The sequence below is a fragment of the Vibrio sp. OPT41 genome (assembly GCF_015163595.1).
GTDB lineage: Bacteria > Pseudomonadota > Gammaproteobacteria > Enterobacterales > Vibrionaceae > Vibrio > Vibrio alginolyticus.
Genome location: NZ_JADDYH010000038.1, coordinates 412,791 through 432,721 on the forward strand (window position 1 = coordinate 412,791; position 19,931 = coordinate 432,721).

Below are 19,931 nucleotides of genomic sequence, written 5' to 3' on the forward strand. Positions count from 1 at the left end.
TCGTTATGACCAATATGCGACTAGAATCCGCGCTAAATCACAACCTCATATCGAGCTTCGTTCGAGTCACTATTTTTAAACTGCTTCACAAAATTGTGAGGCAGTTTTTAGTTGTAGGAAAGGTTACAAGCATGCCTAAAAGCCAAAACATCAACCAACGAATGTCCATCGTGGCATTAGCTTGGCCAATTCTTGTCGAAATTTTGCTACGGACGGCTTTAGGAACCAGTGACGTGTTCATGCTGAGTGGCTACTCAGACAAAGCCGTATCCGCTGTTGGTGTGATCACGCAGATTACCTTCTTTTTAATCATCGTTTCGACGTTTGTCAGTAGCGGTACGGGGATTTTGATTGCCCAATACAATGGCGCTGGACGCGAGCAAGAGTCAGTGAGCGTTGGTGTTGCGAGTATTGCGTTGTCTGTGCTCGTCGGTGTGCTATTGAGTGTGATTGCCGTGCTTGGTGCGATATATCTACTCCCGTATTACGGCTTGGAAGCGCAAGTTGAGCAGTACGCTCATGAATATCTGCTGATAAGCGGTGCGATGACGTTTAACGTTACGATTGGCGTTGTTTTTACAACTATTCTGCGTAGTCATGGTTATTCACGTTCCCCAATGGTGGTGAATTTGATCTCGGGTGTGTTCAACATCATTGGTAACTATATTGCGCTTTACCAGCCATTCGGTTTACCTGTGTATGGTGTGCAAGGCGTGGCAATAGCAACCGTCGTCAGCCAAGTCATCGGTACGTTAATGTTATGGTTTATTCTCGCTCGCAGTAGCATTGAACTACCAATGTCGACTATGAAACAAGTACCGGCAGAGATTTACAAAAAAATCTTAAAAATCGGCGGTATGAACGCGGGTGAAGTGCTGTCTTACAACGTGGCGCAAATCTGCATTGTGTACTTTGTGGTGCAAATGGGGACGGCATCGTTAGCGGCTTTCACTTATGCGCAAAACATTGCCCGTTTCTCGTTTGCTTTCGCGCTGGCAATTGGTCAGGCTGCGCAAATTCAGACCGGTTACTACATCGGTAAAGGTTGGGTGAGTAGCATTTTAAAACGCGTACAAATCTACTTCTTAGTGGGGTTTGTGGCATCAACGGCGGCAACCACACTGATTTACCTGTTTAGAGAAGAGATTCTGCGCGTATTTACCGATCAACCAGAGATACTCGCATTGGCAGGTTCGTTAGTCATGGGCTCAATTTTGCTCGAGGCCGGACGTGTGTTTAACCTGATTTTTATCGCGGGGCTCAAAGGCGCGGGTGACATCAAGTTCCCAGTGCAAATGGGGATTTTGAGTATGTGGGGACTAGGCGTGCTTTTCTCTTACATCTTTGGCATCCACTTGGGTTATGGCGTTTTAGGGGCTTGGATGGCAATCGCTCTCGATGAATGGGTACGTGGTATCATCATGGCAAGACGTTGGCGCTCTCAGGTGTGGACCAAGTTTAAGGTGAGCTAACGGTTTTCGGTATCGCGCATCACGCTTATTCTGTTGTTAGAAAACAAAAAAAGGCACTGATAGTCAGTGCCTTTTTGTTATTTAAAATCGGGAAGACGTTAGAATTCGCACTCAGCTTGGAACACCATACGCTCTTTGCTGTATGGATGATCCAGCTCTAGCATCTCAGCATGCAGGTGTAAGCGATTCGATTTTTCGCCGTATAAACCATCACCAACCATCGGCATGTTTAACCCCATGTGATGAGCACTGTGTACACGTAGTTGGTGAGTTCGCCCGGTTTTCGGATACATGTATACCTTGCTGCGTCCATCTTTGACTTCAATCAGTTGCCAGTAGGTTTCTGCATGTTTCCCGTGTTCAAAACACACCAGTTGACGTGGGCGGTCGTCTGGGTCACCACGCATTGGCAGTGAAATTTCCCCTTCAGGCTCGTTTAATACGCCTTCGAGCAGTGCCATATAACGTTTTTGTACGCCGCGAGCCATAAACTGTTTTTGCAGACTTTTGTTCGCGCGCTTAGTTAAGGCAAACACCAAAATGCCAGAGGTCGCCATGTCGAGACGATGAATCACAAACGGCCCTTCCACATCAGGGTACATCGCTTGTAGGCGCGTATAAGCAGAGTCCTTGATAGTTTTACCAGGCACTGAAAGTAAGCCCGAGGGCTTGTTGACGACGACCATAGCGTCGTCTTGGTAGATTATCTCTAGTTCTTTGTCTTCTGCCCAATTCTCCGCCAATGGATTAGGTTCGACATCCAGCCCTTGCATCATATGGCCCAAAATCGGCTGACATTTGCTGTTGCACGATGGGTAGAATTTTTTGTGTTGGCGAACTTCAGACTTTGGCGACACACCCCACCAAAATTCTGCCAGCGCCAGCGGTTTGAATCCGTGTTTAAACGCGTATTGAAGCAGTTTTGGCGCAGCACATTCCCCCGCACCTGCTGGTGGAACTGGGTTTGTGGTGTCCGCAAAAATGTCCACCAAGTCGCGTGTTTTGCCATGGTTGTTTAGAAAGCGGTATTGTTTATGCAATTTGTGCTGCAAAGCGTTGGAGAGCGTTTTGCGCTGCTCTTTCAGGTGAGCAAGTTGCTGCTCTAACTCAGCCAAGCGCGCTTCTTTGATTGCAAGCTTTTCATCCCACGCTTGCTTTAAGTATTTGAGAACGTTTTTCTCGGCGACACTTTGCTTACCCAACTCATCCAATAAGATTTTGAGGTCATCGGCATTGAGTGTTTGCTCGCCCTGTTGACGCTGTCGTTTGCGTGCGGCGCGGCCGTCAATCATCACTTGGCGCTGTGTTTGCTCTTCTTGTTGATAAGCGGCTCGGTCGGCTTGTATTTGCGCTTTAAGATCTGCCAATTCCGGATTCGCGGCACAGGTTTTGTACTCCGCATTGGCGGCGTTGATGGCATCCGTTTCTGCGCGGAAGAAACCTTCATCGGTCAGCATGTCATACACAGGAGGGACAAACCCTGGAATCAAGTTTTGGTCAGCAATTTTGCCAGAAAACGCACTTAAAAATCCGAGTTCGCCTTGAGGGTTTTCTACCAGCAATACGCCAAACATTTTGCCTCGCCCCGTTTCTTCATTAACCAAACCAAAATCGTGTTCGAAGTCGGTTTGCGCTAATAAGTGCTGTTGCAATTGCTTTGCGGCCATAACGCAAAGAGGATGCGGCGTGTAGTAGAACGGAAACGTAAACTGCGTTGGCAATTCATAGCCAGAAATATCAGCAGTAAAACGAGTAAAACAATGTTCAGGCGAGTGCATGGTGGGTATCCGCGCGAGTAAAAAATCGAGCGAGGATTGTACCTGTTTGAGTCAGGATTGCCATGTCGGTGTTGGCACTCGCTCTTGGATTAAGAACAAGAGCGAGTGGGGAAGAGCTTATTGCAGTTTTTGTAATGCAAGCTTCCACTGTGCCGGTTTGTCGTAGTAGGTCGAGTGCGGCAAGGTCAAGTACTCGCCATTTACTTCTGCAATCAGGGTTGGATAACCACCAACGTGTAACTGTCGCATCAATTGTCGGCTAGAGCGAATTCTCTCATCTAGTTCGGCTTCGCTTAACGCCATGTTTTGCTCCCACGCATCACTTGTTAAACCTAGCGATTCTGCAATGGCTTTGAGCGTCGATGCTTCATTCACTTTTAACCCGAGCTGATAATGCGCAGATTGGATGGCCTTTAGCATGTGCCATGGATTCAGCCCCATTTTCTCCGCACTCAAGATCGCTTGTGTGGGTAGATAAGAATCAAGAACAAACGCATCTTCGCTTTTCACGCGTTGCAGATATGCTTCACCAAACGTTGCTCCGGTTTCGGTTGCGATACGAGCGTCACTGTTGATGATGTGCTGACGAAATTCAGATTCAATCGCGCGTTTCTCAATCATACCGCCGGGATGAAGCTCTACCTTAAATTGAGAGGTGTCCATCAAGGCTTCGATGAGTGGTGATGCCCCGTAGCACCAACCACACATGGGATCGAAGAAGTAATGCACGGTTACCATGACATTTCACCAGTATGCACTTTAGCACCGATTTCTAGCGCGATTGGCAATTGAGCTTCTGGGTATTTCGCTGACATGGTGTCAATGAGTTGAACGCTGTTATTGCTGTGTTTTTTCGCTTGCTGAAAATCCTGCAAGTATTGTTGCGAGTAGCGAATGGTGTCTGCGTTCAGCTTTGTGCCTGCTTTCATGTGACCAGGAATGACCACTTGAGGTTTAAGCGCAAGCATCTCGCTAAGTTGTTGCTCCCAAGCATTGATAGCGGTTTGGTCAGCGGCATCGGCCATCCACAAATGTACGTTTGAGTACACGGCTACGTTACCTAGAATCGCTTTGTTATCTGGAATCCATAGGTAAGGGCGGTGTGCTGATGTGCCATGGTTACCACGGATTTCAATCTTATGACCTTCTAGCTCTAATGATGCTTTATCGTACGCGACAGGGATCACTGGTTTTACCGGTGCGTTTGCGCCAAGCTTTGGCCCCCAGTACGCCAGCTTTCCAGCCAATTTCTCTTTAATAATTTTTTGAACCGCTGGCGTTGTGATGATCTGCGCATCAGGGAACTGTTGGTGTAAGGCCTCTGCGCCAAAGTAGTAATCTGGGTCCGCTTGGCTGATAAAAATGGTTTTAAGCGTTTTGCCTGAGTCCAGCACTTTAGCGGCAATGCGCATCGCGTCAGCTTTGGTGAAGCCAGTGTCGATAACCATGGCGTCAGTCTCACCGTATACCAAGGTTGAGTTTACGTGGAAGCTGTTACCGTCGGCGTTGTAAACCTCAAGAGTAAGGGGAGAGTGGTTTGCCGCTAGAACAGGGCTTGCCATTAAAATGGATGCAGCAATCAAAGTGAATTTTTTCATAATAAGCTCCTAAAGAATTTGGGGCCAAGCGACGATGGCTTGGGAACGGGAGCTATATTAGGAAATTGATACGCTCGAAAAAATACACAATAATGTGCATCACTATTTCTTATTTCGAGCAAATGTATGGATAGAGTAACGGCAGCAAAAGTATTTGTAGATGTGGTGTATTCTGGCAGTTTTACCGCTACCGCCGAGCGGTTAGACATGTCTCGGCCAATGGTGACTCGTTATGTAGAGTCGATGGAGAACTGGCTACAAACTCGTTTGTTGCACCGCACTACGCGCAAGGTGTCACTCACCACCGCAGGGGAGCGCAGCTTGCCTCAGATTGAGCGCTGGTTAAAACAGGCCGATACGTTGACGTCGAACATTGCCGCTGATGGTGAGCTGTCCGGAAAAATCCGTCTTGCGTCTAGTACTTCATTTGGATTCTCACAGTTGATCCCCGTAGTAAACAGTTTTATGCAAAAGCACCCCAAAGTGTATATCGACATAGATCTGCAAGATTCAGTGAGTGATCTAACCGAACAACGTATCGATCTGGCGATCCGAATTGCGTCAGATCCCGATCCTTCTTTGATTGGTAAGCCGATTGCGGTGTGCGAATCGGTGTTGGTAGCATCACCGCAATATTTACAAACTCACCACGCGATCGCGCATCCCCGAGATTTATCTTCACACGACTGTTTGGGTTACAAAAACTTTGAGCGTCACGTATGGCATTTGTCTCAGGGCGACCAGTTCGAATCGGTGGGAATTGAGTGTCGCCTAACCAGCAATGAGGCCACGGCGTTATTGCATGGCGCTTTGCAAGGCATGGGTATTTCGATGCTGCCAACCTATTTGAGCAATATCTATCTCAAATCGGGTCAGCTTGAGTCGGTGTTGCCGGATTGGAAGCCAAATGATCTCAACATTTACGCGCTGTATTCATCACGTAAACACTTGTCTCCTGCGGTGAGAGCTTTCATCGATCACAGTGAAGATTACTTTAAACAGCATCCTTGGTAATAGCGAAAGGCGTCGTCATCCCGACTTGAGATTCATACAAGATCCTGTACCTTACATGGATATATTTTCGCAGCGTCATTTAGAGTTTTAGTTAATGTCACAAGTTCGCATCAAATTTATTGCTTCCGATATGGATGGCACATTGCTTGACCAATACGGTCGTTTGGATCCAGAGTTTTTCGATCTGTTTTTGCAACTGGAAGAGCAAGGTATTTTGTTCTCCGCTGCGTCTGGTCGTCAGTATTACAGTCTGCGAGACACGTTCGCGCCAATCAAAGACAGACTGTTGTATGTGGCTGAAAACGGCACCTTAGTGATGTACCAAGACAATGAGCTCTACAGTTGTACCATTCCTAAAGCGGAAGTGTTGGAGATTGTGAAAGCGGCTCGTGAGATTGACGGGGCGAACATCGTATTGTGTGGCAAGCGCTCGGCGTACATCGAAACGCATGATCAGCAATCGCTGGAAGAATTTCAAAAGTACTACCACCGCTGTGAATATGTGCCGGATTTGCTTGAGGTCGAAGACGAGTTTATTAAGGTAGCAATTTGTCACTTTGATGGTTCGGAAGAGCTCCTGTTCCCGACCATGAACGCAAAGTTTGGCGCAACGCATAAAGTCGTGGTGAGTGCAAAAATCTGGCTGGATGTGATGAATGCCGAGGCCTCTAAAGGTGCGGCCATTCAGCATCTTCAAGAGACGATGAATTTTACTCCGGCAGAAACTATGACGTTTGGTGACTACCTCAATGACCTCGAAATGCTGCAAGTCAGTGAGCATTCGTACGCGGTTGCCAACGCGCACGAAGAGATTAAGAAAATTGCTCGTTATTCTGCGCCAAGCAACCAAGAGGCTGGGGTACTCAAAGTGATTAAAGAGAAAGTATTAGCGAAGTAACGCTCATTCTTTCGATGTTATTTTCTTCTTCACGTAAAAAGCCCCGCAGTGTATGCGGGGCTTTGTTTTTTTGGGGGGAGTAAGGTTCCCGTTTTAGCGTACGTACTTGGCGGTTGCGCTGACTAAAAAGTGCTGCAATTTCCCGTCTGATTTTGGCACCCACAAGTCGTTATGATAATGGTAAATACGGCCATTGACGGTCACAGACAAGGTATTATCACCCGTTTTCTCCATGCGAATAAACTGATCCGAAGTGACCAAAAACGGCTCTTGCTCTTCAATGCTCTGGCCCGTTGCTAATACGAAGTAGCCGAATCGGTTGCCAGCATCCGGATCGGTTGAGTAGATTCGATGTCCAACGAGGCTGTAGTCGTCGTTGAGTGCCTGCTCAAGCGTTTTTTGCCCGATGGTTTCGTGCGATGGAATAAATACCCAAGCCAACACACCTGCCGCAATGACTGCCAGTAGAAGCAGTACTTGCATGAACTTTCTCATCATATATACCGTTTAACGTTGAAATTTCATTTTGTACATGCGCTTATCCGCTATGCTGATAAGAAAGTCAACATTGTCACTGTCTTTAGGGTATTGCGCTAAGCCCATGCTTGTTGAAAGTGTTGAGACTTTATCGGAGTTTAATATTTGTGCATCAAAGACGGTATTTATCTGCTCACGTACGTTCTCTTCATTGAGATATTCACCTTCAAGGATAACCGCGAACTCATCTCCTCCCATGCGATAAACAGTAAAATCATTGAGTGCCATAGAATTAAGCCGCCTAGCGATTTCCCGCAGTACAGTGTCGCCAACTTGGTGTCCGTGTGTGTCGTTGACTTCTTTAAAACCATTTAAATCTAGAATCCAGAGAGAAAAGGGCCTTTTTTCTTGAGTAAATTTGTTTAGGGTTATGAATAGTGCATTGCGGTTCCCTAGGTTCGTCAAAGGGTCGCTTAGCGCCAATTTTCTATGAAAATGGGATTCACGATAAAAGAAATAAGTTAGAGAGATAATCGACAAAACGAACGTCGCAAACAACATATATTGTGCTTGCATTAAGCGCTGGGTTTGACCTTTTTGTGCTTCATAAGCTTTACTGCTTAGACGGAAGTTTTGATTAACGAAGTCTATTAAGCCTAAATATAGTGTTTGAGTTGAACGATAAAATGCAGCAGCAGCTTGGCTGTCACCTGTTCTAGCTTCTACTAGTTGTTTTTCTAGCTCTTTGAACTCTTCAAAAAGATTAATGAAGTAAAGGTGCATGTTGTTCCGAGAAAAGAACTTATTGGCTTTCGTGCTACTGGTCAATAAGTCAAAGCGACTCCACGCTAACTCGTATTGAAGCTCTGCACCATCAATATTCAATACGTTTTCATCTAACCGTCTGGCCTCGCCGACAAGTTCTGATAGTTCTTTGGAGAGTTGGAATAAAAACCAAGTCGCTTGTTTTTGTTCGTTATTAAAATTTTGTGAGAGTGAACGTGTTTGCTGTAAAAGCACGACATTCGCGAGGAGCAAAGAAACGGCAAACACCACCAGCAGCATTTTGCTGGTGGTAGAATATTGCAATATTCTTTGTTTCTTAGAATAGGGTTCTGATAACTTCATTCTTATTATTTTTCTTTTATTTCATTTACTTGCCATACCATTTGCGCATGATATTTATTGTAGTTTAGCTCTGGATAGAGATTGATTGGATATATCACCCAGAAAGGGCCTTTATTCCTGACTTTTATGTAATTCTGATCTTGTTGATAAGCCAGTATTGGTTGATATCGAAGAATATCTTGTCGGGACAATGTCGAGTGATAGTCGTTTAAGCTGCTGATATCAACCTGCTCTGGTACCTTTCCGTAGACGTGTGTAAGAAGCGTGCTGAGTTTAACGCCTAAAAACTCTGACGAAGCAGGAAGCCAAGGCAATGTCATCGTGTAGCTAGTGGTAGGTAAAGCTTGGATCTCTTCCAGTTCCAGTATGACACTAGGCTGCTGGCTACTACTAAATACGATCGTATTTGCAGACAAGAATGGCGCAACAAAAAACAGACCTAGCGCGACTATCTTTTTCATCATATGCCCTTTTGAGTTTTATTCTTTTTTCTTAGCTAGGACAAAGGTGCTAGCGGTAATTTATTTATAATTATAGAGCCAACCGGATGAGATTTTATAATACGTTATGTTTCAAAAATAACTGTCGGTTTACGTCACGTCAAGGTTATTAAGTTGCTTCTTAATTAAAAGCTCAGAGTATTGGGATGATGGTAGAGTTTCGTAATGATTTCGCGGTATTTAATTGGTTTTTAGTGCAACTTTGTGTCATTTTTAATAAAGATACTGTGTCGGAAATGAGAATTTAATAAGGCGAGAAATGGATGTCGAATTTGCTCTTAAGTTACATTATTTTACATATTTAAATCATAGATATTCAGATATGTATTTGTTAGTACGTAAAGAAAATAAAGTCACCTAGTTTTGGTGACTTTATTTTTTATTTCATGAGCTTACTTAAATTAACTATGCAAACAAATATTTTGCATGGAAGTTGAGGTGCTCTTCAATAAAGCTTGAGATGAAGTAATAGCTATGGTCATAGCCAGGTTGCATTCTCAAGGTTAGGTTTGAATCGTGTATTTTTGCCGCAGCAATCAGCGCTTCCGGTCTAAGCTGCTCATTTAAGAAGCCATCAGCATCACCTTGATCAACCAAAATTGGTAATGGTGATTGTTGTTGTTTTAGAAGTTCACTTGCATCGTATTGCTTCCAGCTTTCAAGCTCCTTGCCTAAGTAAGCAGTAAAGGCTTTTTGTCCCCAAGGGCATTGCATTGGGTTACTGATTGGACTGAACGCTGAAATAGAACGGTACTGTTCTGAATTTTTCAGACCAATGGTGAGCGCTCCGTGGCCGCCCATACTGTGACCGGAAATTGACTTCACGTCAGAGACTGGGAAGTTACTTTCGATGATCGCAGGCAACTCCTCAGTCACATAGTCGTACATACAGTAATGCAGTGACCAAGGTGCTTGCGTCGCATTAAGGTAAAAGCCAGCTCCTTTTCCTAGGTCATAGCTTTCGTCGTCAGCGATACCTTCGCCTCTCGGACTTGTGTCTGGTGCAATGATCGCAATGCCAAGCTCGGCCGCCATACGAAATGCGCCCGCTTTCTGCATAAAGTTCTCATCGGTACACGTTAAACCAGAGAGCCAGTATAGCGCGGGTACGGGATTTGATTTCGTTGCGTTAGGTGGCAAGAATATCGCGAAGCGCATGGTGCAGTTTAGGGCATTGGATTCGTGTGTATATTGCTTGTGCCAACCGCCAAACACTTTGGCTTGGCTTACATTTTCAATGGTCATGAATAAACTCTCTAATTAGCAGAAGGAATTCAGGCTCCCCAAAAGGAGAGCCTGAGGCAGCATTATTGATCCATATGGATAACTGTTCGGATGCTCTTACCTTCATGCATCAGATCAAACGCTTTGTTGACGTCTGCTAATCCCATTGTGTGGGTAATGAACTCCTGTAAGCCGAATTCACCAGCCATGTAACGGTTTACGATTTCTGGAAGCTCAGAGCGACCTTTAACGCCACCGAAAGCGCTGCCACGCCATACACGACCAGTTACCAGTTGGAATGGACGAGTTGAGATCTCTTGACCTGCACCAGCAACACCAATGATGACTGACTCACCCCAACCTTTGTGACAGCACTCAAGTGCTTGGCGCATCACGTTTACGTTACCGATACATTCGAATGAGTAGTCAACACCACCGTCTGTCATTTCAACAATCACTTCTTGAATTGGCTTGTCGAATTTTTGTGGGTTGATGCAATCAGTTGCACCAAGTTGTTTCGCTAGGTCGAATTTGCTTTCGTTGATGTCTACACCGATGATGCGGCTGGCACCAGCCATGCGAGCACCGATGATTGCAGAAAGACCGATACCGCCTAGACCAAAGATTGCCACTGTGTCGCCTTTTTCAACTTTAGCTGTGTTTAATACCGCACCCATACCAGTGGTTACGCCACAACCTAGAAGACAAACTTCTTCAAGTGGTGCTTCTTTGTTTACTTTCGCTAGTGAGATTTCTGGAAGAACCGTGTACTCAGAGAAAGTAGAACAACCCATGTAGTGGAAGATAGTTTCGCCGTTGATAGAGAATCGGCTTGTGCCATCTGGCATTAGGCCTTTACCTTGCGTTTCACGAACGGCCTGACATAGGTTCGTTTTGCCAGATTTACAGAACTTACACTCACCACATTCAGCAGTGTAAAGTGGGATAACGTGGTCGCCAACTTCAACGCTTGTTACGCCTTCGCCAACCATTTCAACGATGCCGCCACCTTCGTGACCAAGGATTGAAGGGAAGATACCTTCTGGATCGTCACCTGATAGTGTGAATGCGTCAGTGTGACAAACACCAGTTGCTACGATGCGTACTAGCACTTCGCCGGCTTTTGGAAGTTGTACATCAACTTCTTCCATTTTAAGCGGCTCACCTGCAGCCCAAGCGACCATTGCTTTTGATTTTATGTGAGTTTGACCAGGTTTGATTTCAAGCGACATTGGATGTTTCCTTTATATTTTCAGTATATGGAGTGACGTAATAAGCGTAGTTAAGGTTTGCTTACCGCGCTGCGTCGTTTTGTTGGTGCTCATTTTAGGTGTTTCAGTAAAAATGATAATCCGTCCATTTTGAAAATGATTTTTACATATGCGTAATAATGATAAGGTGAGCATGTAAAAAGAGTGCTATGCCTCCTTAAAGCGGAAGGGAAATGGAAAAGGTGATTGACCTGAAGTTAGATAGAGGGGCTAAAGTAGAAAACAGTCAAACCATCAGCTAAGTAAGAGTCATTATGAATAAGACGGATCTGAGTGCCTATTTAACCAAGCTAGGCTTGCCTAGTGAATTGCCCGCCGATTTGGAGTCATTGCACAGAGTTCACGTGGCGCAGCATCGTTGCCTGCCGTTTGAGAATTTTGACATCGCATTGCAGCGAGGCGTTTCTGTTGAGATTGAAGATATTATTCAAAAAACCGTGTACCACTCTCGCGGTGGTTACTGCTTTGAATTAAATGGTTTAATGCTTGATGTGCTCAACACTCTTGGGTTTGAAGCGCGAAGTTTGCTAGGGCGTGTACATGTGTCTGGTACACCAACAGGTCGTAGTCATCAAATCACGTTAGTGACGTTAGAGGAACAAACATGGATTGTCGATGTGGGTTTTGGCTCCAATACCCCTCGAGCGCCATTGCCATTTATCCTTGACCAAGTGATTCAGACGGATTTACAAACCTTCCGTTTTGTCAAAGATGCTCAGTTTGGTTATTTCCTCCAAGTGCTTTCAACCGATGGAACGGACGTGTGGAACAATCTATACAGCTTTGACCTAGAGTTCGTGTGTGCTGGTGACATTGCATGTAGCAACTTCTTTACCTCGACTTCGCCTAATTCGCGTTTTACTAGCGCAAGAGTCGCTGCTAGAGCGACAGAAAGTGGGTTGGTGACGCTGCTTAACTACACACTCAGATGCACCAATCATGAAGAGCTAACAGAAATAGAGCTAGAGCCAGGTCAAACCTACCTGGATGCGTTGAAAGAATATTTTGGTATTGAGCTTGATGCGCAATACGACGATCTTCGTCCGTTACCTGACGCGTAAAGTTCTCCAGTTTTCAAAGCGTAGCGCGACGAGAACAATGTAATCACTATTTGTCTAGAAGAGGTCGACAGGAATACAGCATGGCGAATTGGGAAGGAGTCAGCGAGTTTGTTGCCGTAGCGGAAACTAACAGCTTTACAGCTGCCGCGGCTAAACTGAAAACGTCAGTGGCACAAATCAGTCGCCGCGTATCGGCACTTGAAGAGCGTCTTGCGGTTAAGTTACTGCATCGCACGACGCGAAAAGTTTCTCTGTCTGAAGCTGGACAGCTTTATTATCAGCAGTGCAAACATTTGGTCGAAGGGCTAGAACTGGCTGAGCTTGCTGTAACGCAAATGCAGACCGAACCGCGAGGTTTGCTGCGTGTGACAGCGCCTGTGACCTATGGGGAAATGAACCTCGCGCCGCTCTTGCATCAGTTTTTGGAGAAGTACCCGCGTGTGGACCTCGATTTAGTGCTGACCAATCAAAAACTGGATTTGATAGAGCAAGGGGTAGACGTGGCGATTCGTCTTGGCCGCCTGCAAGATTCCAGCATGATCGCAAAGCGTCTTTCGTCGCGTCAAAATTACGTGTGTGCTAGCCCTATGTATTTGGAGCGATTTGGCGAGCCTCACACATTATCCGAACTGGCTCGACATCAGTGCCTAGTTGGTTCGGTCGATTATTGGCATTTTAAGGAAAATAAACGTGATAAGTCTTTGCGCGTATCGGGGAGAATTAAATGCAATAGTGGTTTTGCGCTAATGGGCGCCGCCAAACGTGGTTTGGGTTTAGTGCAGTTGCCGGACTATTACGTTCAAGAAGCTCTAGATAACGGTGAGCTAGTCGAGGTGCTGACCGATTACCGAGACGACCGTGAAGGCATTTGGGCACTGTATCCACAAAGCCGAAATTTATCGCCCAAAGTGAGGTTGTTGATCGACTTTTTAGCGCAGGAACTAGCGGATTAGAGTTTTCATGAACTTTAATACAACTGAAGTTGCTAAAACGCCCGGTGATGCCGGGCGTTTTTATTAGGATGAGAGCTGGAATCGAAAAGACATGAATCACTATTGGTTGGATTCCGCGTCTTCACGTTTAATCACTTTGTGCCCATCTTCAGATACGCCTTGCTTCCAATAGCTGCTGATGTAGATATTCTCGCGATCGACTTCTTTTTCGTTGCGGAAATATTGGCGCAGCGCACGCATTGAATCGAACTCACACGCACACCATACCGAAGCGTTACCATCTAACCACTCGAGTTCGCGAACGCTATCAGCCAAGGTTTGCTGTTCGGTTAGCCAAATCAACTCCATACCGGCTGGCGTGTTTAGGGGTTGAATGTCGGCTGGAGACATCACGCTGATCACAGCGTAGCCTTTGGCCTCTTCTGGCAGCGTACGAATTTTCGCAGAAAGTGCTGGAAGTGCTGTCATATCGGCAGCCATGAAGAACCAATCCGCCTCAGTATTTAAGTTGGAGATGCTACCTGGCCCAACAATGCTGATCGTGTCGCCTTTTTGCGCGGCCATTGCCCAACGCGCTGCAAATCCGCATTGCAGATCTTGCGTTACGTGTCGGACGAAATCCACTTCGATTGAACTGGTTTCTGGATGAAAGCGTCGAATAGTGTAGGTGCGCATGATTGGTCGGTCGTCTTCTGACAGGATGCTCAGATCCGCGCCGCCCATATCGTTAAACAGTAATTTGATGTAACTGCCTTCGCAGTCACGAGGAAAGTGGCTCAGCGCCTCACCTTGCAAGGTAATGCGCTGCATGTTTGGAGTGATGGTTTCTGTGTCTGTGACAACAAGCGTTTTAGGTTGAGGCTTCTTTTTCATTGTTACTTTACTCGATAATTATTCTCTTTCTCATTTAAAGATTATCAAGTTCCCTAACAAGAGGGTAGCGTCTTTAAACAAATTTACACTGTGAATTAACGCCAAAGCCTCAAGAAAAATATTACCTCTATCCTTTCTCTAACCACGTAAAGTGAGTCGTTTTTTAACCATAAATGGACTTATATCATTGGAATCGTAGACAAAAGCAACAGCGCAGCCATACTGTAGTTGAACCCCTTAACGCGTTTATCGGTGGTCAACCAACGCTGCAATTGCATACCTGCCGCCGTCCAAAATGTCACCGATGGCAAGTTAGCTAAACAGAAGATACCGGCGATAAAAGTCAGTTCGAGCCATGCACCGCCACTGCTGTATACCGTAATGGCCGTCAACGCCATCGACCAACCCTTCGGGTTCACCCATTGGAATGCGACAGCCCCTAAAAAAGACATTGGGCGAAAATCGTGTTTTGCTTCGGTTTTGTCGCTGGTGGCGATTTTGTACGTCAAGTACAGCAAATAACTCAAGCTCAATACTTTCAAAATGGAGTGGGTTAGCGGGTAGGCATGGAACAGGCTCATCAAGCCAATACCCACCAAAATTAGCATGGCACCAAAGCCGAAGGTAATGCCCAACATGTGTGGGATAGTGCGTTTAAAGCCGACATTTGCCCCTGAGGTCATCAACATAATGTTATTGGGACCCGGCGTAAAAGTGGAGACAAAAGCGAACAACGCCAAAGCACCCAGTTGATGATATTCCATAGATTGTTCCTTGAATCAGTTCTCGATAAGTTGAGAACAACTATAAGTAGAACTGAGGTCAATATTGTGCTTTTATTTGATGATTAGAAACTAAATAAGCAATAAAACATCATCATGGATAGATTTGACGAAAGAATATTGCAAGTGCTCAAACGAGATGGAAGAATCTCCAATGTAGAGCTGTCGGAACGCGTTGGTTTATCTCCATCTGCAACCTTACGCCGAGTGCAAGATTTAGAGCGTAAAGGCGTGATCAAAGGCTACCGAGCAGTACTGGATAATCAGCAACTTGGCGTGGGTTTTGTCGCTTATGTGTCGATTGGTTTGGCCTCGCACTCTAAGCAGGCGCAGCTGGGTTTCGAAGAGCATGTGCGTTTTGTAAACGAGGTGGTGGAATGTCACAACATTACGGGATCTAACGAATATCTCATACGCGTAGAGACGCAAGATCTCGCCGCTTATAAAGCGTTCCATGCTGATGTGTTGGGTGAGTGCGAACACGTCAAGTCGATTACAACGATGGTGGTGATGGACACACCAAAAGACGAGCGATAGCCAAACGAGAGTGACAGTTTTTGTGGCACATGAATTTGAAGTGACTCGAAAGAGTCAGTCGAGTATGAGATAAGTACACAACAAATGCTGGAAAGCAGATGGCACTCTTACAATTTCCACCTTTATTCTCACCTTCGAAATAATCTCATCCTGCTAGTTTTGCTTAAACCGCTTGTGTTCATGAGCGGCGAGTCAGCAAATTTAAGGATGAACGATGAAATCACATGTAACACTTCCTCTTTTGAGCTTAAGCGCTGTTGCCGCATTGAGCTCATTTAACGTCAACGCCCACGGCTGGGTAGAATTTCCAAGTGCTCGTCAGAATACGTGTTATTTAGACGGTGGTTTTTGGACCAATGAGATCCCCAACCAAGCGTGTAAAGCGGCTTTTGAAGAATCTGGTGCTTACCCGTTTGTGCAACGCAGTGAAATTGCAGCAAACGTACCAAATTACCGAGATATGGAGCATGTTAAAGCCGTAGTCCGTGACGGCGAACTGTGTTCTGCCGGCGATGCCGCTAAGAAAGGTTTGAACATTCCTTCTCCAAACTGGCAGCGCACCAATGTTACGCCAGATGCAAACAACCAGATTGAATTGGTGTTTTACGGCAAGGCGCCGCACAACCCATCGTACTGGGAATTCTATCTCACCAAGCCGACTTATGATGATTCAAAACCGCTTACTTGGAGTGATTTAGAGCTGATCGACACCGCAGGTGACGTGTATGTTGATGCGGAAAAACGCTACCGTATTCAGGTGACTTTCCCTGCTGATCGTTCCGGCGATGCAGTGCTTTATACTCGTTGGCAGCGCATTGATGTGGCTGGTGAAGGTTTCTACAACTGTAGTGACATTACGTTAAACGGAACAGGTACGACGCCGCCGACTGACCCCGTTGATCCAACCGAACCGGGCAATAATCTGACATCTCTAGGCTACTTTGTTCAGCAAGGTTTCGGACCAGTAGAAGCGGGTGACACCATTCGTTTCCGTACGTTTAATGCGACAGGCAATGAAATTGTCGATATTTCACTGCCAATCAGCGCAAACAATACGACGACTTGGGCGGCAGAAATTGCTGATCAATTTAACGCGCAGCAAACGGGCGATTGGTATGTGGGTATTTGGCATCAAGAGATGAATCACTACATGTTCGACAGTAACAACGTGAATGCGAATCAAGTATTAGCGCCAAGTGCAGACTTCAGTTATGCGTTGTCACTGCTCAAAGCGGATGTCACGCCACCAGTTGAACCAACCAATTTGTGGGACAAGACAGCCGTTTACAACCAAGGTGATGTGGTGACGCACAACGGCAAAGAATGGACTGCCCAGTGGTGGACGTCTGGTGAGGAACCTGGCACAACGGGTCAATGGGGTGTATGGCGTTAAGCCATTTATTCTGGCTCTGAACAATAAAACCCTTCTCATGTGAGAAGGGTTTGTTTTTTCAGTCTAAAACGACCACTTTGGTCGAGTGGTTGTCTTGAAAATCAGAGCACATATCGTTATTCGCTTGCTCTCCACTCGTTCCAGTTGAGCATCGCGTAGTCTGCCAGTTTGAGCATCGGAATGTCTTCGTGCGTATCACCGTAGGCATAAACAGACGCAAATTCGTCGAGCGAAAACGTGGCCCTAACGCGCGAGACTTTTTTTTCTAAACTGCAATCACCTTGCTGGTAAAAGCCACTCAGTTTTGGCTGTTCTGAGATCAGTTCACTGCACAGCAAGTGGTAACCGTTCGCTTCACACCAAGGCTTGAGATACGCATTGAGTGATGCCGACACCACCACAATGGTATCGCCTCTGTGCTGATGCCACGCCAACCTTTCCATCGCTTCTGGCCGTAAGTACAGCGGGATCACTTCGTGGGCAAACTGAGCGCCAATCGCTTCAATTTTCTGCGTTTCTTTCCCTGAAAATGCAATAAAACTGCTGAGAGGACGCATAACACGAGCGGGTAACACTCCGAGTTTGTACAGCGCATAAAATGGCATGATAGCGACCTTTCCCACTCGTTTGCGCAGGCCATAAGCAGAATAGTGGAGGAAAAGGCTAAACATATCCTCTCGGGTGATGGTGCCATCAAAATCAAACAGTGCCAGTGACGGCTTAGTAGTATCGAGCAAACTCAGCGCCTATTTTTTGGTTTAAGATCGTTTTGTGTTTATTGATAAAACACCGCCAACCAGATGGTTTCTTGCGTTGGGTCAGTCCAGCTCACTTTGTGTTTGGTATGAGCTGGAATCGTAACGTGATCGCCTGCCTCAAGTCGTTGCACGACACCTGATTCAAAAGTCAGCTCTCCAGCTCCTTTAAGAACCAAGACCCATTCATGTTCTTCTTGATCGTACCAGCCACTTTCGGGCGAGGTTTGCCCCGTTGAGACAATGCGTTCTATACGCAGGTTTTTGTGGGTCAGCAGGTCTTCGAACACTTCCTCGTCGAGGTTATTCGGTAAGTCTTTAAACAGGTTCATGGCCTTTCCTTAGAGAATGATCAGTCCAAAAGGCGCAAGCAATTGCTCTTGTTGCCAATCACAAATTTTAACACCAAACAGAGAAACGCGGCGAACATCTAGCCCGTCTAGTTCGACATGAGTCAGATCACACTGCTCAACGTTAAAGGTTCCCCATTGTTCTGGCGAGAATTCGCAGCGAGATAAATCCGAGCCTTTGAGAGTTGCCCCTGCGAGGTTCGCACCGTTCCAACGGTTTTCAAAGAGGTCACATTTTTCTAGTAACACTCGTTCGAAGTTACAGTAGGTGAGGTTGCAGCCAGTAATAAAAGCAGAACAGAAAAACATGGTATTGCTGACGCGATTAGCAAAGTTCGCACCTTGGAAGTTTGCCCCTTTGAGATCGCACTTACGCAGCTCCAAGCCCATACAATTTGCGCCGTTAAACAGGCTCATCGCCAACATGCAGTTCGTAAAGCTAGCGTCTTTTAAGTTCGCGAAGCGAAAACTACACCCTTCTAGCGCTTTGGATTCGATAAAGCGACAGTCGATGAACTTAGCATCGCGCAGATCGGCATGGTCGAAACAGCACATATAAAAGTGGCAGTTTTTAAAGGTAGCATTCTGAAAATCGTGATGAGAAAAGTTTTCTCGTTCAAAAATGAGATCGGTTTTTAACATGTCTTCTCCTTAGCTGCGAGCAGACTAGCACTCCAAGTGACTGATTTTCCAGAAAAATAACTTCTTGTATTTCAGTGTTTTACAAACCCCTCAAATCGCGATTTTAAGGGGTCAAACGAGCGTTTTAAGTGGGTTGTTTTTTGAAAATAGAAGACGTAGAGGAAGAAAAAAGTTTTTGCTGGCTACGGACCTTAGCGAGAGGATTCGTGTTTTTGAGCATGCATAGCTTCTCACACGCACAGTTTGCATTACAGAATTGTATCCGATTTGCATAATTTGTTGATCGGTATGGCGTTTCTCTATACAAAAAACCTATATTTTTCACAAATTGATTTCCATCAAAATAGTAGGGTTTCTATGTGCTAGATTGCGCACAGCTCAAAAAGATATAGATACCCGTGTGCTTCAAGGCGCTGAGTTTACTTGAAATCTCAGATCAGTTAGTAGGCACCCCTTTGGGTACGACATAACGAAGCCCTACGAAAGGAAATAAAAATGAAAAAAACAATCTGCAGTCTAGCAGTGGTTGCTGCACTCGTGTCACCAAGTGTTTTCGCTCATAAACAAGGTGACTTCGTTCTTCGTGTTGGTGCGGCGTCTGTCGTTCCAAATGACAGCAGTGATAAGATTCTTGGTTCTCAAGAAGAGTTAGAAGTTGACTCAAATACGCAGCTTGGTTTGACGTTTGGCTACATGTTCACAGACAACATCAGTTTAGAGCTTCTAGCAGCAACACCATTCAGCCACGACATTTCGACAGATTTGGTTGGTAGTGATATCGCGAAAACCAAACATTTACCACCAACGCTAATGGTGCAGTACTATTTTGGCGAGTCTCAAAGTAAGTTCCGTCCATACGTTGGTGCAGGTCTGAACTACACCATATTCTTTGATGAAGATTTCAATAGTACGGGTAAAGGCGCTGACCTGTCAGATTTGAAATTAGATGATTCATTCGGTCTAGCAGCGAATATTGGTGTGGATTATATGATCAACGATCAATGGTTCCTCAACGCCGCTGCGTGGTACGCAAACATTGAGACAGAAGCAACTTATAAAGCAAGTGGAGTGAAGCAAAAAACCGACGTCAAAATTAACCCTTGGGTATTTATGATCAGCGGCGGTTACAAGTTCTAAGAAAAACCAGTAGTTACACGCACATTACTATTATTGGCATGACTTTGGGGGTGGTTACGGGGACTGCCCCTCTTTTTTATCCTCGTTT

The 19,931-nt window shown here is 45.6% G+C and carries 21 protein-coding genes; 8 read left to right on the top strand and 13 right to left on the bottom strand.

The genetic code is table 11. The features are described from left to right. Nucleotides 1–131: 131 nt before the first annotated feature. Nucleotides 132–1,472, top strand: coding sequence for an MATE family efflux transporter (locus IQP38_RS17940; protein ID WP_025768746.1), 1,341 nt, complete (start codon nt 132–134; stop codon nt 1,470–1,472). A 98-nt stretch (nt 1,473–1,570) separates the two neighbouring features. Here IQP38_RS17940 and IQP38_RS17945 read toward each other — a convergent pair whose 3' ends face one another. The 3 genes from IQP38_RS17945 to IQP38_RS17955 form a co-directional block, all read right to left on the bottom strand. Further along, nucleotides 1,571–3,250 carry an RluA family pseudouridine synthase gene (locus tag IQP38_RS17945; protein ID WP_054575263.1) on the bottom strand — a complete coding sequence of 560 codons (1,680 nt, stop codon included), beginning with the start codon at nt 3,248–3,250 and terminating at the stop codon, nt 1,571–1,573. Between the two features lie 117 nt (nt 3,251–3,367). Beyond that, nucleotides 3,368–3,988, bottom strand: a complete 621-nt coding sequence (locus tag IQP38_RS17950) for a DsbA family protein (RefSeq protein WP_104980307.1) — start codon at nt 3,986–3,988, stop codon at nt 3,368–3,370. Continuing rightward, complete coding sequence (locus tag IQP38_RS17955; protein ID WP_017633829.1) at nt 3,982–4,848, bottom strand: MBL fold metallo-hydrolase; 867 nt, start codon at nt 4,846–4,848, stop codon at nt 3,982–3,984. Before IQP38_RS17955 ends, IQP38_RS17950 begins: the two co-directional genes overlap by 7 nt. Nucleotides 4,849–4,974: 126 nt before the next feature. Here IQP38_RS17955 and IQP38_RS17960 point away from each other — a divergent pair, with 126 nt between their 5' ends. Next, nucleotides 4,975–5,862, top strand: coding sequence for a LysR family transcriptional regulator (locus tag IQP38_RS17960; protein ID WP_054575261.1), 888 nt, complete (start codon nt 4,975–4,977; stop codon nt 5,860–5,862). 94 nt (nt 5,863–5,956) lie between these two features. Further along, entirely contained in the window at nt 5,957–6,760 is an 804-nt protein-coding gene (locus tag IQP38_RS17965) for a Cof-type HAD-IIB family hydrolase (protein ID WP_017633831.1), read from the top strand. Nucleotides 6,761–6,853: 93 nt separating this feature from the next. On the opposite strand, the gene IQP38_RS17970 is transcribed toward IQP38_RS17965, so the two are convergent. The 5 genes from IQP38_RS17970 to IQP38_RS17990 all read right to left on the bottom strand — a co-directional run bounded on the left by IQP38_RS17970 (nt 6,854) and on the right by IQP38_RS17990 (nt 11,321). Next, on the bottom strand, nt 6,854–7,243 hold the full coding sequence (locus IQP38_RS17970; protein ID WP_005374387.1) for a hypothetical protein: 390 nt from the start codon (nt 7,241–7,243) through the stop codon (nt 6,854–6,856). Between the two features lie 24 nt (nt 7,244–7,267). Next, nucleotides 7,268–8,365, bottom strand: a complete 1,098-nt coding sequence (locus IQP38_RS17975) for a GGDEF domain-containing protein (RefSeq protein WP_054576500.1) — start codon at nt 8,363–8,365, stop codon at nt 7,268–7,270. Nucleotides 8,366–8,370: 5 nt separating this feature from the next. Next, entirely contained in the window at nt 8,371–8,826 is a 456-nt protein-coding gene (locus tag IQP38_RS17980) for an oxidoreductase (protein ID WP_193837827.1), read from the bottom strand. Between the two features lie 444 nt (nt 8,827–9,270). After that, nucleotides 9,271–10,110 (bottom strand): S-formylglutathione hydrolase, encoded by an 840-nt coding sequence (gene fghA / locus IQP38_RS17985; RefSeq protein ID WP_005374382.1) that lies wholly within the window; start codon nt 10,108–10,110, stop codon nt 9,271–9,273. A gap of 62 nt (nt 10,111–10,172) precedes the next feature. Next, on the bottom strand, nt 10,173–11,321 hold the full coding sequence (locus tag IQP38_RS17990) for an S-(hydroxymethyl)glutathione dehydrogenase/class III alcohol dehydrogenase (RefSeq protein ID WP_017821027.1): 1,149 nt from the start codon (nt 11,319–11,321) through the stop codon (nt 10,173–10,175). A gap of 293 nt (nt 11,322–11,614) precedes the next feature. Here IQP38_RS17990 and IQP38_RS17995 point away from each other — a divergent pair, with 293 nt between their 5' ends. Both IQP38_RS17995 and IQP38_RS18000 read left to right on the top strand, forming a co-directional pair. Continuing rightward, nucleotides 11,615–12,421: an arylamine N-acetyltransferase family protein gene (locus IQP38_RS17995; RefSeq protein WP_005383272.1), complete on the top strand. Its 807-nt coding sequence runs from the start codon at nt 11,615–11,617 to the stop codon at nt 12,419–12,421. Between the two features lie 80 nt (nt 12,422–12,501). Continuing rightward, the gene (locus IQP38_RS18000) at nt 12,502–13,374 is read left to right on the top strand and encodes a LysR family transcriptional regulator (RefSeq protein WP_017633836.1); all 873 of its coding nucleotides are present in this window, start codon (nt 12,502–12,504) and stop codon (nt 13,372–13,374) included. Between the two features lie 99 nt (nt 13,375–13,473). Here IQP38_RS18000 and IQP38_RS18005 read toward each other — a convergent pair whose 3' ends face one another. Further along, nucleotides 13,474–14,247, bottom strand: coding sequence for a siderophore-interacting protein (locus tag IQP38_RS18005; RefSeq protein ID WP_053303996.1), 774 nt, complete (start codon nt 14,245–14,247; stop codon nt 13,474–13,476). Between the two features lie 179 nt (nt 14,248–14,426). Continuing rightward, nucleotides 14,427–15,011: a LysE family translocator gene (locus tag IQP38_RS18010; protein WP_054578560.1), complete on the bottom strand. Its 585-nt coding sequence runs from the start codon at nt 15,009–15,011 to the stop codon at nt 14,427–14,429. Nucleotides 15,012–15,125: 114 nt separating this feature from the next. Here IQP38_RS18010 and IQP38_RS18015 point away from each other — a divergent pair, with 114 nt between their 5' ends. Then, complete coding sequence (locus IQP38_RS18015) at nt 15,126–15,566, top strand: Lrp/AsnC family transcriptional regulator (protein ID WP_005374369.1); 441 nt, start codon at nt 15,126–15,128, stop codon at nt 15,564–15,566. 214 nt (nt 15,567–15,780) lie between these two features. Further along, a complete protein-coding gene (locus IQP38_RS18020) occupies nt 15,781–16,959 on the top strand; it encodes a lytic polysaccharide monooxygenase (protein WP_054578559.1) in 1,179 nt (392 codons plus the stop codon). Between the two features lie 116 nt (nt 16,960–17,075). Here the strand turns inward: IQP38_RS18020 and IQP38_RS18025 are convergent, their stop codons facing one another. Genes IQP38_RS18025 through IQP38_RS18035 form a run of 3 tightly spaced genes read right to left on the bottom strand, consistent with a single transcriptional unit; the run spans nt 17,076 to nt 18,706 of the window. Continuing rightward, complete coding sequence (locus IQP38_RS18025; protein WP_031778857.1) at nt 17,076–17,696, bottom strand: HAD-IB family hydrolase; 621 nt, start codon at nt 17,694–17,696, stop codon at nt 17,076–17,078. Nucleotides 17,697–17,734: 38 nt separating this feature from the next. Continuing rightward, on the bottom strand, nt 17,735–18,046 hold the full coding sequence (locus IQP38_RS18030) for a cupin domain-containing protein (protein WP_005383281.1): 312 nt from the start codon (nt 18,044–18,046) through the stop codon (nt 17,735–17,737). A 9-nt stretch (nt 18,047–18,055) separates the two neighbouring features. Beyond that, complete coding sequence (locus tag IQP38_RS18035) at nt 18,056–18,706, bottom strand: Qnr family pentapeptide repeat protein (protein WP_005374358.1); 651 nt, start codon at nt 18,704–18,706, stop codon at nt 18,056–18,058. Between the two features lie 495 nt (nt 18,707–19,201). On the opposite strand from IQP38_RS18035, the gene ompW reads away from it, so the two are divergent. Further along, nucleotides 19,202–19,843 (top strand): outer membrane protein OmpW, encoded by a 642-nt coding sequence (gene ompW / locus IQP38_RS18040; protein WP_064369526.1) that lies wholly within the window; start codon nt 19,202–19,204, stop codon nt 19,841–19,843. The last annotated feature ends 88 nt before the right edge of the window (nt 19,844–19,931 follow it).